The sequence below is a fragment of the Gordonia sp. (in: high G+C Gram-positive bacteria) genome (assembly GCF_049647785.1).
Lineage (GTDB): Bacteria > Actinomycetota > Actinomycetes > Mycobacteriales > Mycobacteriaceae > Gordonia.
The window spans coordinates 12,868-26,494 of the sequence record NZ_JBARYI010000029.1 but is presented as its reverse complement, the minus strand read 5'-3'; the positions used below and the strand labels follow the sequence as shown (position 1 = coordinate 26,494).

At 59.8% G+C, this 13,627-nt stretch carries 16 protein-coding genes; 15 read left to right on the top strand and 1 reads right to left on the bottom strand.

Annotated elements, in window-relative coordinates; all coding sequences use genetic code 11:
- Window positions 1-66 precede the first annotated feature (66 nt).
- The 11 genes from WBA38_RS04130 (at window position 67) to WBA38_RS04080 (ending at window position 5,434) form a co-directional block, all read left to right on the top strand.
- Window positions 67-618 (top strand): hypothetical protein, encoded by a 552-nt coding sequence (locus WBA38_RS04130; protein ID WP_424322138.1) that lies wholly within the window; start codon window positions 67-69, stop codon window positions 616-618.
- Window positions 619-678: 60 nt separating this feature from the next.
- Window positions 679-1,053: a potassium transporter gene (locus tag WBA38_RS04125; RefSeq protein WP_424322137.1), complete on the top strand. Its 375-nt coding sequence runs from the start codon at window positions 679-681 to the stop codon at window positions 1,051-1,053.
- Between the two features lie 2 nt (window positions 1,054-1,055).
- A complete protein-coding gene (locus tag WBA38_RS04120; protein ID WP_424322136.1) occupies window positions 1,056-2,093 on the top strand; it encodes a major capsid protein in 1,038 nt (345 codons plus the stop codon).
- A complete protein-coding gene (locus tag WBA38_RS04115) occupies window positions 2,093-2,275 on the top strand; it encodes a hypothetical protein (protein WP_424322135.1) in 183 nt (60 codons plus the stop codon). The genes WBA38_RS04120 and WBA38_RS04115 overlap by 1 nt, the downstream gene beginning before the upstream one ends.
- Complete coding sequence (locus tag WBA38_RS04110; protein ID WP_424322134.1) at window positions 2,241-2,603, top strand: hypothetical protein; 363 nt, start codon at window positions 2,241-2,243, stop codon at window positions 2,601-2,603. Before WBA38_RS04115 ends, WBA38_RS04110 begins: the two co-directional genes overlap by 35 nt.
- Window positions 2,597-2,944 (top strand): hypothetical protein, encoded by a 348-nt coding sequence (locus WBA38_RS04105; RefSeq protein ID WP_424322133.1) that lies wholly within the window; start codon window positions 2,597-2,599, stop codon window positions 2,942-2,944. Before WBA38_RS04110 ends, WBA38_RS04105 begins: the two co-directional genes overlap by 7 nt.
- Window positions 2,941-3,201: a hypothetical protein gene (locus WBA38_RS04100; protein WP_424322132.1), complete on the top strand. Its 261-nt coding sequence runs from the start codon at window positions 2,941-2,943 to the stop codon at window positions 3,199-3,201. Before WBA38_RS04105 ends, WBA38_RS04100 begins: the two co-directional genes overlap by 4 nt.
- On the top strand, window positions 3,198-3,590 hold the full coding sequence (locus WBA38_RS04095; protein WP_424322131.1) for a hypothetical protein: 393 nt from the start codon (window positions 3,198-3,200) through the stop codon (window positions 3,588-3,590). The genes WBA38_RS04100 and WBA38_RS04095 overlap by 4 nt, the downstream gene beginning before the upstream one ends.
- Window positions 3,591-3,675: 85 nt before the next feature.
- Complete coding sequence (locus WBA38_RS04090; RefSeq protein WP_424322130.1) at window positions 3,676-4,488, top strand: hypothetical protein; 813 nt, start codon at window positions 3,676-3,678, stop codon at window positions 4,486-4,488.
- Between the two features lie 140 nt (window positions 4,489-4,628).
- Entirely contained in the window at window positions 4,629-5,051 is a 423-nt protein-coding gene (locus tag WBA38_RS04085; protein WP_424322129.1) for a hypothetical protein, read from the top strand.
- Window positions 5,052-5,152: 101 nt separating this feature from the next.
- Window positions 5,153-5,434, top strand: coding sequence for a hypothetical protein (locus WBA38_RS04080; protein ID WP_424322128.1), 282 nt, complete (start codon window positions 5,153-5,155; stop codon window positions 5,432-5,434).
- Here WBA38_RS04080 and WBA38_RS04075 read toward each other — a convergent pair.
- Window positions 5,431-5,850, bottom strand: coding sequence for a hypothetical protein (locus WBA38_RS04075; protein ID WP_424322127.1), 420 nt, complete (start codon window positions 5,848-5,850; stop codon window positions 5,431-5,433). The genes WBA38_RS04080 and WBA38_RS04075 overlap by 4 nt on opposite strands.
- Before the next feature lie 76 nt (window positions 5,851-5,926).
- On the opposite strand from WBA38_RS04075, the gene WBA38_RS04070 reads away from it, so the two are divergent.
- Genes WBA38_RS04070 through WBA38_RS04055 form a run of 4 tightly spaced genes read left to right on the top strand, consistent with a single transcriptional unit; the run spans window position 5,927 to window position 13,598 of the window.
- The gene (locus WBA38_RS04070) at window positions 5,927-10,477 is read left to right on the top strand and encodes a tape measure protein (protein ID WP_424322126.1); all 4,551 of its coding nucleotides are present in this window, start codon (window positions 5,927-5,929) and stop codon (window positions 10,475-10,477) included.
- Window positions 10,478-10,480: 3 nt separating this feature from the next.
- Window positions 10,481-11,401: a hypothetical protein gene (locus WBA38_RS04065; RefSeq protein ID WP_424322125.1), complete on the top strand. Its 921-nt coding sequence runs from the start codon at window positions 10,481-10,483 to the stop codon at window positions 11,399-11,401.
- The gene (locus tag WBA38_RS04060; RefSeq protein ID WP_424322124.1) at window positions 11,398-13,074 is read left to right on the top strand and encodes a hypothetical protein; all 1,677 of its coding nucleotides are present in this window, start codon (window positions 11,398-11,400) and stop codon (window positions 13,072-13,074) included. Before WBA38_RS04065 ends, WBA38_RS04060 begins: the two co-directional genes overlap by 4 nt.
- A gap of 2 nt (window positions 13,075-13,076) precedes the next feature.
- The gene (locus WBA38_RS04055) at window positions 13,077-13,598 is read left to right on the top strand and encodes a phage gene 29 protein family protein (RefSeq protein WP_424322123.1); all 522 of its coding nucleotides are present in this window, start codon (window positions 13,077-13,079) and stop codon (window positions 13,596-13,598) included.
- The last annotated feature ends 29 nt before the right edge of the window (window positions 13,599-13,627 follow it).

Genomic DNA, 13,627 nt, shown 5'->3' with positions numbered 1-13,627 from the left:
AGGCGCACACCCGGCGCTAACGGGTGAACCAAAACTCTCCGCGACGGAGGGGATGGAGCACAACCTATGTCGAAGCAGCAGATGCGTTTGCGCTTCATTGAAGGCGGCGAAGGCGGCGGAACTCCCGCACCAAACCCCGATCCCGCACCAACTCCCGAGGCTGGCGACCAGCATCTCGGCGATGCGGGGAAACGGGCTCTCGATGCTGAACGCGCAACCGTCAAAGACCTGAAGGCGCAACTCGCCGCAGCGAAAGCAGCAGCGCCCGCGTCGAAGGAAACACCTAAGGAGCCCGCGAAGGCTCCCGAAGGTGGCGGTGACGAAGTAACAACGCGGCTCGCCGAACTCGAGAAGCAGTTGAATGCCGAGAAGGAAGCCCGCGAGATTGCCGAAGTGTCGGCACTCCGCACGCGACTAACTGCCGGAAAGCTGCCGCCCGAAATTGCGGAACTCATCACCGGGACAACCGAAGAAGAGATCACCGCGCAGATCGACAAACTGGCCCCGCACATCAAGTCGGGTCCGGCCCCCAATCCCCAGCAGGGGAATCCGTCGCAAGGCCGCGGCGGATCACTCGCTGCTGGCCGCGACCGCTACAAGCAGTCGCACAGTTCTTAACCCTGGTGCAGGCGAAAGTCGTCTGCACTGAAATGAGCACACGAAGGAGTGTGATCAACGATGACCCAGCTTGCCCCGCGCACTGAGTCTTTCGGTGCAGGCGACCAGTCCTGGCTTGGTTCGCGCCACGGCACCGACGTCGCAAAGACCATCACCCTCGCACCGGCCGCATGGTCGGGCAAGGTCGCCGATGGTCGCATCAAGTCCGGTGAGCCGTACGCCATGAAGGCCGGTCTCGCCGTCCCCTATGACGCCGGAAAGTCTGACGGTAGTGAAATCCTTGCGGGCTTCATCTTCACCGATCAGCCGGTCGACGCCGCCCGCGGCAACGTGTCCGCACCCGGCGTGTGGCATGGCCGCATCATCCTGTCCAAGCTGCCCTCCACGGTCGCCGCAACCGCGACGACCTCGGGCCAGTTCCTCCTGGAGGCCTGATCATGGCGACCCTCTACACCGAGACCATCACCCCCGCAGAACTGTCGGGTTTCGCACGCGCGGCCCAGGCTGACGTTGAAGCCAAGCAGGGCACCCTCGCTCGATGGCTCCCCAACACTGCCGTCAACGACGTCGTGGTTCGCACGGTCGTCGGCTCGGACGGTGCCGGTACTCTCGCACAGTTCCGCAGCTTCGATTCGGAAACCCCGATCGGTGGCGGCGGCCAGGCTGAACGCAAGGTGTTCGAGCTGATGCCACTCGGCTTAAAGGAGCGTGTCGGAGAATACGATCAGCTTCGGGCTCGCGGTGGTGACGGCGCAGCAATCGCTCTCGGAGGCGTCGAGAAGGCGACGATTCGTATCGTGCGTGGCATCTCGGATCGTCTTGAGATTGCTCGCGGCCAGGCCATCGAAACCGGTGCCCTGAGCATCAACGAAAACGGCCTGGTTCAGACCCCTTCGTTCGGTCGTCCCGCTGGCAACACTGTCACCGCAGCCACCCTGTGGGATGCGGCATCGGGAGTCAAGATTCTCAATGACCTGATGCTGTGGTCGGAGGTGTACGCCGACGGCAACGAAGGCGCAGCCCCCGGCTCACTCGTCGTGTCCCGCAAGGTCTTGTCGGCGATGCTCAAGGACCCGGCGATTCAGTCGCTCGTCCGCGGCTCGGCGTCGACCGTCGACGCACCCGTGTCGATCGAAGGCCTCAACGCCGTCATGACCGGCTACGGACTGCCGACTGTCGTGGTCTACGACCGCAAGGTCAAGGGCGTCCGCACCACCTCAGACAAGAAGGTGTTCCTCCTGCCCGAGGCTGTCGACCCCAACACCGGCAGCAACGAGCTCGGCGCAACGTTCTACGGTCCGACCCTGGAGTCGCAGGAGCCGAACTACGGCCTCGGCGCATCCGATCAGCCCGGGATCGCGGTCGGCACCTACAAGACCAACGATCCGATCGGCTTGTGGGTTCACAGCAATGCGATCGCGTTGCCGGTTCTGGTGAACCCTGTCGCGTCGATGGTTGCGACGGTACTGGCCTGATGCACATTCGTCCCGATCTCGTTGGCGTCGTCTACGTCGATGGGCACACTCTCGCTGCTGGCGACGTGGTGCCCGAAGGCGTGACGGTCGGCGATCACCTCACCGTGAAGGAGTCGTCCAGTGGTGGCATTAGCAAGCCCCGACGACGTGGCAACACGTCTCGGGAGGCCGCTGACGACTGACGAGGCTGCACTGGTGCTGGCGCTTCTTGATGAGGCGTCGGCATCGGTGCGGGCTTGGATGCGGTGTGCGCCGACGGATCCGGTTCAGCCGGATGTGGTGTTGGTGGTGTCGCGGATGGTCAAGCGGGTTATTGAGGATTCGGATGTTTCGGAGTTTCCGGCGCATCTGGATCAGTTTTCGCAGAATGCTGGAACGTATTCGCGGTCGGGGACTTTCACTGAGGGGTCGCAGTCGGGTTCGCCGTGGCTGACGAAGGATGATAAGCGCATTCTTCGGTCGGTGTGTGGTGGGTCTGCTCGGATGGCTGCGAGTTTCCGGACATGGTGAGGGCGTCATTCCCGTTGCGGTTCACCGTTGGGCACAAGGTGTTCGATGCTGCTGGTGAGGATGCGCACGGTAACCCGGTCGAGACGTGGCTGCCTGAGGTCGGCAAGAAGGTTTACGGCTGGGGTGCGCCTCAGTCGTCGGAGCCGAAGTTGGCGGGCCATGATCGCGAGATTGTTGAGGTCGAGCTGTTGGTGCCGCCTGGTTTTGTGGCTTCGGCGCGTGACCGGATGGTGCTTGATGGTGTCGAGTTTGAGGTCATTGGCGGTCCGGAGCATTTCGATCACAATCCGTTCGGTTGGAATCCGGGCGGGGTCGTCCATTTGAAGGCGGTGTCCGGGTGAAGGTTGTGTTCAATAAGGATGCGTTTTACGAGGTCCGTTCGTTGCCGGGTGTTGTTGCGCTTGTTGAGTCGAAGGCTGAGGCGATGGCTGCTGAGGCGAATTCGATCGGCAAGGGCACGTATGCGACCGGCAGTCGGCAGGGTTTGCGGCGGCCTCAGGGTCGTTGGCGTGCGTCGGTGGTTACGGCGGATGCGCGTGCTCAGATTGACAACGCGCGGCATAACACTCTGGCTCGAGTCCTGGGTGGTTCGTCGTGACTGCGCCGTTGATTGTGCCGAAGTCGGTGATCACGGTCGGTATCGGGACGTTGAGGACGCACTTCCCGGGCGTGGTCATCCGGTCGCGCGCACCTACTGGAACTTGGCCGAAGCGGTTCATCCGATTCTCGCGTATCGGCGGCCCGAAAGATTACGCAATCGACAGGGCATTCGTTCTCGTCGAATGTTTCGCATCAACAGAAGCGGGAGGTCGGGATTCATCACAGGCCGAGGCTGATGCACTACTGGCCTACACCGTCCTGGAATCGACACCGAACGGAATCCAGTACTTCACGGGCGGCCCGATAGCTGAGCTCGATGACCCGGACCGCGAAACGCATGCGCGGTTTCAATTCACCGCAACAGTCGGCATCTTGGTCGCTGGTTAGACCCCCACAACTAAATAACTCTTCTTCGGCTCCTGACCATTCTGCCTAGAAGGGGCAATTACTCATGGCACTGCAACATACGTTCGTGGCAAAGTCAGTCGAGGGCGGCGTCGCCTATGTCGTCCCGGCAGGCACCGCCCTGCCGACGTCGGCGGCACTTCCGATTGATCCGGCAATCAAGGCTGGCGACCTGGGAACTCTGGCTCAGGATGGTCTCTCGATCGGTGAGACTCGTGAGTCTCAGACCGTCCCTGACTTCGACGGAAACGACTACATCACGTTCCAGTCGAAGTACTCGGGCGAGTTCAAGTTCAAGATGCTTGACGTAGACAAAGAGACGGTCCTTGCGTTGCTTCATGGGGCGCAGAACGTCATCTCGACGCCAGCTAATGGCGTCCACGGCAACCAGACCGAGATCAACCACACTGGCGAGCAACTCCCGATTCAGGGCTTCTTGTTCACGACCCGCTCGGGCGGAAAGCTGCGGTTCGACACGATCGAACTGGGCCGCGTCTCGGACGTCGCCGAGTTCAAGTTGGAGTCGCAGGATGCTTCCGGCGTGGAGGTGACGTTGAAGGCGTCGAAGGATGATGCGGGCCGTTTGTTCCGTACGTTCCTCGATGACGGCGAGATCACGATGTCTGGCCCGATTGTGAAGGTCTTCACGATTGGTTCGGGTGTCACTGACTACACGGTGACTGTCGATGGTCAGACCACTTCGTCGCTGTCGACTATGACTGCGGCTGCGCTCAAGACTGCGTTGGAAGGTCTGTCGACTGTCGGTGCGGGCAACGTCACTGTGACTGGTAGTTCGGGTGGTCCGTTGACTGCATCGTTCACTGTTCCGGTGAGTGTTGTGTCTGCGGCTGGCACTGGCGGAACTGTCTCTGTCGCCTAGTTCGGCAACAAGCCTGGCCCAGCGGGTGTTCGCACCCTTGGTCAGGAGCCGCACGGCGATGCCGTGCTGAACCCCCGCTGGGCCGGGTTCCACTCCTGACCGCACCAAACCCCAAAACTTTTGAAAGGCTCCTGACCAAAATGGCGAAAGTAATCAAACTCGGCCGATCTGACGATCACCTCGTAACCCTGCCGATCGACCTGGAAGACGGCGGCGATGTCATCGAGGTCACTGTTCCACTACTAAACTGGATGCCTCGGCCTCGCGTTCAGGAGTACGACGACTGGTTCCTTGATGCGTCGAAGAAGATTGACGAGATCGTTAAGTGGGAAGAGAAGGGGAAGCGCGGCAAGGCACCGCATGATGTTGCGGAACTTCCGACCGCGGCCCACCACTTCACGATTCGATGGCTTCAGGGGTTCTGCACTGAGGATGAGTACAAGCGCATTTGGGATTCGATTAGCCCAGGGTTGGCGGCTGAGATTTACGAGGCGCTAACCGGAGGCGGTGAAGAGGTGGAGGAAATTCCCGTGGGGGAATCCGACGCCTCCACCGACTCTTAGGCGAGTACGGGGAGGCCATTGAGGCTGACCTGATTGACCGGGGGTTGCGGCTGCGGGATCTCGGTACTTACGAGTTCTCGTGGTCGGATCTCCGTGCGATCGTGAATCATCTTCCTCCTGAGTCGGCCTACGTTCGGGAGGCATTTCCTGATCAGGCGTTTTGGGGCCGCCCTGAGGTGTTGATGCTCGCGGAGATTGCTTCGATTTCGAGTGTCACCAGGTGGCTGACCGCCACCAGATCACTCGATGAGGTTCCTGAGGATTGGGGTCCGATGGAGTACGGCCCCAAGAAGGACTCGGCCGAGGTTGATGACGTGGCGGTCGCGACCGTCCAGGCGTCGGAAGATCGTGCCCGAGCTATCGCAGCGGAACTGCGTGGCTAACCAGCCATTATCGCCTCAAGCTTGACTGTCCCAGCGGATTCGCGGGTGGCTAGTACGTCGCCGGTTTCCCGGTCGGTCAAGGTTGTCACGCACGTTCCCTTGGTGGGTGACGTTGTGATGGTGAACGAAAGGTTCTTGTAGCCTTCCGAAATCCCGTAGTGGTGGTCGAAGTTCGGTGATCCTTGGCCGATTCCGAGTGTGGTCGGGTTGCGGCCGATGAGTGTTGTGTCGTCGATGTCGCCGTACTGGACGCGGACATTGGCAACACCGTCTTCGCCGCAGTCAGCTTGGGCCACAATGCTGGCGTCTTGGCCGCTTAGTACGGGGATTCCTGGGCCGTCTTCTTCGTTTCCGCATCCGGTGATCGCGACGGCGGCGAGGGCGGCAAATCCGGCAGCGGCCAGCTTATTCATCATGCGCGCATTCTAGTGTGCCCATCCGACATTCCGCGCGTGTTTAATCGCGGCTCACTTCATTGGAGGACTCGCCTACATGGTGGAAATCGGCACAGCCTATCTGTCAATCGTCGCGGAAACTTCGGGACTACCAAAGCAGATCAAGTCTGCGCTTCGTGGCGTTGACTCGCAGGGCGCCGAAGCTGGCCGCTCGATGGGGTCGAAGATGTCGGGCGCGCTCGCTGGCGCACTCAAGGCTGGTGCTGCTGGTGCCGCCGCCGCAGGTGTCGCAACCCTCGGCACCGCCATGGTCAAAGGCTTCCAACGCCTAGACGCGATCGACCAAGCAAAGGCAAAACTGTCAGGTCTCGGAAACTCGGCTTCCGACGTATCGAAGATCATGGACAACGCACTGTCTGCGGTGCGTGGTACGGCGTTCGGTATGGGTGATGCTGCTGGTTTGGCTGGCACGATGGTCGCCGCTGGCATCAAGCCTGGCAAGGAGTTGGAGTCAACTCTAAAGCGGGTGGCTGACTCGGCCGCTATCGCCGGTACCGACCTTGGCGACATGGGCCAGATTTGGGGCAAGGCCGCAGCTAAAGGCAAGGTTGACGGCGAGATCATCAATCAGATGCTTGAGCGTCAGATCCCGATTTACGACATCCTCGGCAAGAAGATGGGCAAGAACGCCGAAGAGATCGCCGACATGGTGTCGAAGGGGAAGATCAGTTTCCAAGACTTCTCCGATGCGATGAACGACAAGATCGGCGGCGCAGCACTCAAGACCGGCGACACCGTGCGCGGCGCGTTCAACAACATGAAGGCTTCACTCGGGCGTCTCGGCGCGTCGGCGTTGGAACCATTCTTCAAGCAACTACCTGCCGGTTTCGGGTCGATCACGAACGCAATCGACGGTCTCGAACCGAAGGTTAAGGCGCTCTCTGCCGCGTTCGGGAACAAGGTTTTCAACGAGTGGGGTCCGAAGCTGAAGCAGGCTTTGGATTCCGCGAAGAGTTCAGGGTTCCTCGACAGCACTGTGTCGGCGTTCCGTTCACTCGGCGCGACCGTTTCGGAGTTGTGGCCGAACATTGTGCGGATCGGCACTGAACTCGGTAAGGCTTCGGCCGCGGTGGGTGTCGGCACCTGGCAGATCTTTGTTGGTTCACTGCGTGCGGTCACGGGTGTGCTCGATGTACTGAACCCGGCACTGAAGTTCATTGGTGGATTGATGGAGAAGCATCCGGCTCTGGTGACGGCTGCCGTTGGCGCGTGGGCGTTGTTCAAGACAGTTCCGTCAACCATTGGTCGTGTTACGGATGCTGTCGCCGGGCAGATGTCCGGTATCCGGCAGCAGGCGACGTCGTTCGGCAATACCGTCAAGACGGCATACTCGGTTGGTGCTGCTGGCGCGACACGGTTCCACCGGACTACCGGTGTCGCCGCAGTCGGCCTCACCGGCCTACAACGTGCGGGCTCAGGTCTGATGGGCATGTTCGGCGGCCCGTGGGGTGCCGCGCTCGCTGGTGCGGGTATCGCGGTCGGGATGCTCGCTGCTGAGCACGAGAAGGCGAAGGCTCGCGCTATGGAGCAGAAGGCGTCGGAAGAGGCGCTGGCGAAGGCTCTGGTGGAGACGGGTATTGCTTGGAAGAAGTCTCGCGGTGCGTTGACTGACGACACTTTGCAGGTTGTCGGTCAGGGCATGGATGCGTTTGTGGACAACATCAAGCAGACCGGTGCTGCGTTCGGCACCTTTGGTGTTGCGGTCGATAACGGGCTCCGTGAGCTCGGTATGACTCACGCCGATCTTGGCAAGCAGATGCTCGGAACGAATCAGCAGTGGGAAGCGTTCACGACCAGGCTTGTTCAGACTGCGCCTGGTGTCGCGTTTGTGACTGACGATCTCGACCGTATGCGCGGCGTCATGTTGGAGCAGCAGGAGATTGGTCGCCGTGTTACCCCGGGTATTGCCGAGGTGGGCGAGGCGATGCGGGTTCTTGGTGATAAGTCCGCTACGGCTGCTGACAAGTTGACTGCGATTAAGACTGCGATGGATGCGCTTAATCCTGCGCGGTCTAAGGCTGACGCGATGAAGCAGATGGGTGATTCGCTGCGTTCTGCTGCTGAGGCTACGGCTGCGATTGGTCCGGATGCTTTTGATGCGTCGGGTGCGTTGGCTGCGATGGGTGAGTCCGGCGGCAAACTCAGCGATGTGTTGCAGGATTTGGCGACGAAGCAGCAGCAGGTGGCGTCTTCTGGCGATCCGGCTGCGATCGCATCGGCGAATCAGCGGATTGAAGCTACGTTGCAGGGTTTGGCTGATGCAACGAATAGGCCGATCGAGAAGATCCGTGAATTGTATGCGTCTTTCGGTGGCGGCGAGAACATTGACTTGATGGTGAAGTTGTCCGGTGCTCCTGAGGTTACTCAGGATATCGGCAAGATTGTCGCGAAGATGAACGCTGTTCCGGGCACGAAGAAGGTTGAGTTTGAGACCGGCGTTCTGTCTGAGCAGACGCTTGCGATGCTTGAGAACATGGGCGTCAAGATTAAGCGGATGCCTGACGGTAAGACTATTCAGGTTGACGTGACTGGTGATGCTGGCGCGAAGTTGCGGAATGTTGTAGATACCGCCGCGCAGATCCCTGCTGGCAAGGCTGTTGTCACGTCCGCACCTGGTGGTCAGGCTGTCTACCAGCTTCTCAAGGGCATGGGTGTTGAGGTTCGGGAGAATAACGATAAGACGATTATCGCGGACATTCCTGCCGGTTCTCCTGTCTTGCAGATGTTGCGAGACATTGGCTATGAGGTGGATACCCGTAACGGTAAGACGGTCATTGTTAAGGCTGACGATACGGATTACGCCAATAAGAAGCCTGAGTGGACCAAGGATGAGATGAAGACGATCCGGGTTGTGGCCCAGGCGAGTAATGAATTGTCTGGCTCATGGTTTGGTGGTCGTGCGAATGGTGCGATTGTCCCTTATGTCAATGGTGGTATTGCTGCTGCTGAGGCGTTTGCTAATGGTGGTTTTAAGCAGATCCGTAAGCCGCAGAATGCTGATTTGTTTGCGGGTCGGGGTGCGGGCACGATTTTCGCTGAGGAAGAGACTGGCGGCGAAGCGTACATTCCGTTGGCGCCCGGTAAGCGGAAGCGCAGCACTGACATTTTGGCGACGGTTGCTGAGATGTTTGGGATGTCGTTGGTGCCGGCCGATTCGGTGTCGGGTTTGTTGGGCGGTATTGCTGGTGGCGCGGTGTCGAAGTTGTTGCAGAAGGCTGGCGCGGATCGGCTGACGCGGTTTGCTGACGGCGGTTTCTCGGGTAAGCAGTTGCGGGATCTTGCTGATGGTCAGGGTGCTTCTGGTCCGTTGACTGGTGCCCCGTACAACTGGGGTGGCGTCAACTGGGGCGATTGCAGCGGGGCCATGTCGGCGTTCACTCGGGCCGCGGTCGGACTGTCGCCGTTTGGTGGGCGTTGGTCTACCGGTTCTGCTGCTGGTGATTTGGCGGCGATGGGCTATCAGCAGGGCGATTGGCAGCCGGGCACGATGGGTGTCGGCTTCATGAATGGTGGCCCTGGTGGCGGTCATACTGCGGGGACGCTCCCTGATGGCACGAACGTGGAGATGGGCGGCAGTTACGGCGGCGGTATGGTCGGCGGCAGTGTGGGTGCGAATGATCCGCAGTTCACTGATCGTTGGTTTGTGCCGGTTGAGGCTGGCGCTGCGTCGTTTGATCCTTTCCGTCCGTTCCAGGACCAGCATGAGGCTGACCCGAACTACCAGCCAGGGAGCCAGTCAGGTTCAACATCCGGCACTGGTACTGGTGGCGGCGATTCGATCAGTTCACGGTTCGGTAATGCGGCGTCGGCGTTCGTGTCCGAGAACGTTGCTGACATTCTCGGGGTCTTCGGTATCAACGATTCACCTGGTGTGTTGAAGGCGTGGAACCAGTTTGAGCAAGGTCGCGGCAATAATGGCACGCAACCGCAGACTCAGGGTGTGCCGTCTGATCCGGGGACGCATGAGCCTGCCGAGGGTGAGGACACAGGTGGCGACACTGTTGCTACGGGCATTGATGGCATCAAGGATGCGTTCAAGCGTGGCCTGCGTGAAGCGTGGCGGACCGGTGCCGAGTGGGATGCAACGGATTGGATCGTCAACAAGGAGTCGTCGTGGAAGCCTGACGCTGTTAACGGTAAGTACCGGGGTCTGATTCAGGCTGGTGAGGAAGTGTATCGGGCGGCTGGTGTCGATCCGAACACTTTGGATCCGGCTGAGCAGGCGAAGGCGTTCGACAAGTACGTCGAGGGCCGCTACAAAGTCCCGACCGCGGCCGAAGAGTTCCATAAGGCGAACAACTGGTATGACGCTGGTGGTGTTGCTCAGGGCGTCGGAATGATGCTGAAGAACACGATCAAGCCTGAGCGTGTCTTGTCGCCGTCGCAAACTGCGGCGTTCGAGCAGGGGATGCGGAACGGGTTCGGTGCTGATGGTGAAACTGTCGGCCTGCTCCGTGAACTGATCGGTGTCATTCGGGACGCCAACCTCGGGACCACGAACGTCACCGTCCGTGATGACCGCGAGTACTACCGACAAGCACGCCAGCGTGACCGTGGGCGAATCTACGCAGGATCGGGAGGCCGATAAATCGTGGCTGGTATCGACATCACATTGGTCGGCAGGTCCGGTATTCGGTGGCCTGCGCATTGCGGACTGTCAAAGGGCGGTAGGACCGCGGGTCTGACGCTGGTGGAGGAATCGGTGAAGGGGTTGATGGATGCGCCGATCGAAACCGATTGGATTGAGGACACTGATGGTGCGATCTTCTCGGGCGAACGGTTCCTACCCCGCGATCTGGATTTAGGGTTTGCGTTTTCTGATGAGTTGGCGCGGTCGCGTGGCGGCGAGTTGGAGTCGCAGTTTCGGCTTGAGTTTGGTGCGCGCGCGGATCGTTGGGATCCGAACTTTAAGCACACCCGCGTCGAGGTGGAGTCTGAACTGTCGGGGGTCCGCTGGTTGGAGGTGCTTCTTCGGGAGGCTCCTGAGATGAAGATGCGGCAAGACCCGTACAGCAAGCAGGTGTGGGAGCTCGGCTATGCGCTCAGGTCTGGTGATCCGTTGTTTGAGTCGAAGAAGAAGGTCACCACGTTTGAGACGTCGGGTGCATCAGGGTCGGGGTTTATTGAGATTTCGAATCCGACTGACACGGAGATGCGGCACACCTGGATTTTGACGCAGGGGACGTGGTTGGTGCCTGATCCGTCGTGGGTGGGCGCACCGGGTAAGCGTGCACCGGGTGGGGAGTTCCCCACACGTAACGTCACAGTGACGGTTACTGCTGCTGATCAGGGTGCGAAGGTCACCCGCGAGCGCCGCAAGATTCACGCCCAAACATTCACTGGGGCTAATCTGCTTGGCCGCATGAATGGCAAGTGGGTGAAGTTCGATATTCCTCCGCATACCCCGAAGACGTTGTTGCCGATTTCGGTGTCGGGTGCGCCGTCGTCGGGTGCGCGTGCGGAACTGCATCAGCCGAGACGATGGACACGACCTGTGGGGGGTGAACTGTGACCGCACCAACGTTGGATGGCCTCACCTTGCAGGAGCAGTGCGAGGCGATTTTGGCGGCGACCGAAGCAGAAGAACGCCGGCTAAAGCTCGAGTCTGAAGCACCACCTGCGGTGTTCATCTTTGATGGGCATCAGCGGTTGCAGCATCTGTTGCTTGATGTGGTGAAGTTGCACGTCGAAGACCCGGAAAACGATTCCGGCCAGGTCGAGTTGACGTTGCCGTTTGATCATCCGGTCGCGCAGTGGATGGCCGACGACAAGGGCCGTATGGCCCGCGGTGAGGGCGAGAACTTCCACATTGATGTGGAGAAGAACGGTGTCCGTGTCACTGCCCGCTACGAGTCCAAGACGGTTTCGAAGGATCCGAAGGGGCAGCGGCTTCTCACGGTCACGTTCCTCACTGACTACGAGAATCTGAAGTGGATTGACTGCTGGTCGAATCCGTTTCTTCCGGCGATTTTCCAGTTTCCCCGTATCTTCCTGCTCGCTGGCCCAGCAATATGGGTTTTGAAGACCGCGCTGTTCGTGAACTTGTGGCGCATCAACTCGAGTATTTGGCAGATCCCTGACGATCCGATGAATCCGTCTTCGTGGCTCGACGGTCTGGATATGTCTAACTGGGACATTGTTGTTGCGCCGACGACGTTCGCTCAGGACATGGCTGCGGGTACGACGTGGGGGATGTTTGTTTCGCGGTGGGGGAAGTGGCATGACCGTGCCGAAATGATCCTGAAGGACGCAGAACTATCCGTTGTGACGCGACGCTACCGTGCTGGTGATCCTGAGCCGTGGCCCGGAGCCGACCTCAAAGACGGCGCGTTGATTGTTGACATCGTGGACAAGTCAGGGCACATGGAGGGTGCGGCCAATGGTGGCAGCATCTTCGACGGATTCACCCGCACCCTGCGTCAGATTGTTGGCGACATGATCGAGGACACCGAAACCGAACTGGTTGGTGAACCGTCGTGGCCCAGCGAGTTTTATGAGGACATGTTTGGGACGCCGAAGGGTTTCCCGTTCGTCCACTTCCCTCGTGACTGGGGTCAGGAAACAAACTTCACGACGACGCCGAGCAAGGGCATGATCATCAACACTGGTGGTCATTCGATGCCTGGCGTGAATGAGGCGATCTCGGCGGGCATCCAAGCCAGTTTCGACATTATTGGCGGGTTGTTGCAGGTCGGTAGTATCGGCGGCTCGGTGGATGCGTTGCTGGCACCGTTCTATACGGACACGGTTCTCGCCTGGATTAGCGTCAAACTCCCGCACCGAAAACAACAGGCAGGGTCATCAGGGTATCTCGAATACCACATCGACCTACCAGGCAAGGCTTACACGCTGTCGTCACTGTTGGCGATTCGGACTGCGATCGTCGCAACCAGACGCACCAAATCCGCCAACATCAAGTTCACCAGCAGTGGCCCGTATTTGATCGGGTGGCCTGGCACCGGACACCTCTACAAAGGCGACCGCGCGAGCTTTGAGGTGGAAGGTGATACGCGCCGAGACATTCACGTCGAACGCATGTCTAAAGCCACCCTCGACTGGGAAGCACACCAGTTCGCGCGGTGGGAAGCCGAATTCGGACCCAAGGCTGATGAGGATCCGGTGGACATGATGATCCGCAAAATCCAAGGCTTAGCCTCTGCCGCCTCTGAATTGGGAGTGTTCTAGAAATGACGTTCAAGCAGTACCGCGATATGGATGAGCTCGAGCGTGCTGAGGCGATCGACCAGTTGACGGCGACGTTTGTTGGTTTGCCGGGTGTGGTGGGTGCGCCGATGGTGATGGGCGAAGGGTACTGGCGCGACGTAGCCGAACACTTGTTGGAGTTGGGTGTTCGGATTGTTGCCGACCCCATCAAACACTACGAGGCAGGCACCTCACTCGACCGTCACGAGGCCGCAGGGAAGTGGGTCTATGACGAGGACATTCCTGCGCCTGAAACGCCGATGGAGAAGTATGCGCGGCTGGCTGATGAACAGGCTGAGGATCTGCGGTTGAAGGTGGAGGCGATGCGCGCTGACGGCCGCCTGCCGAAGCATGGTGCTACTCCGTCACAACGTCAGCGGGCTCGGGTGAAGCGGGCGACTCAGGCTGAGGCTAATGGGTTTGTTGCTGAGCAGCGGGATCGTCGCGCGAATGGCACGCTGAAGGGTTCTCCTTTGGCGGATGTTAAGAAACCGAAACGCAAATAGCGTCACCACATACTCGTTCGGCCCCCGCA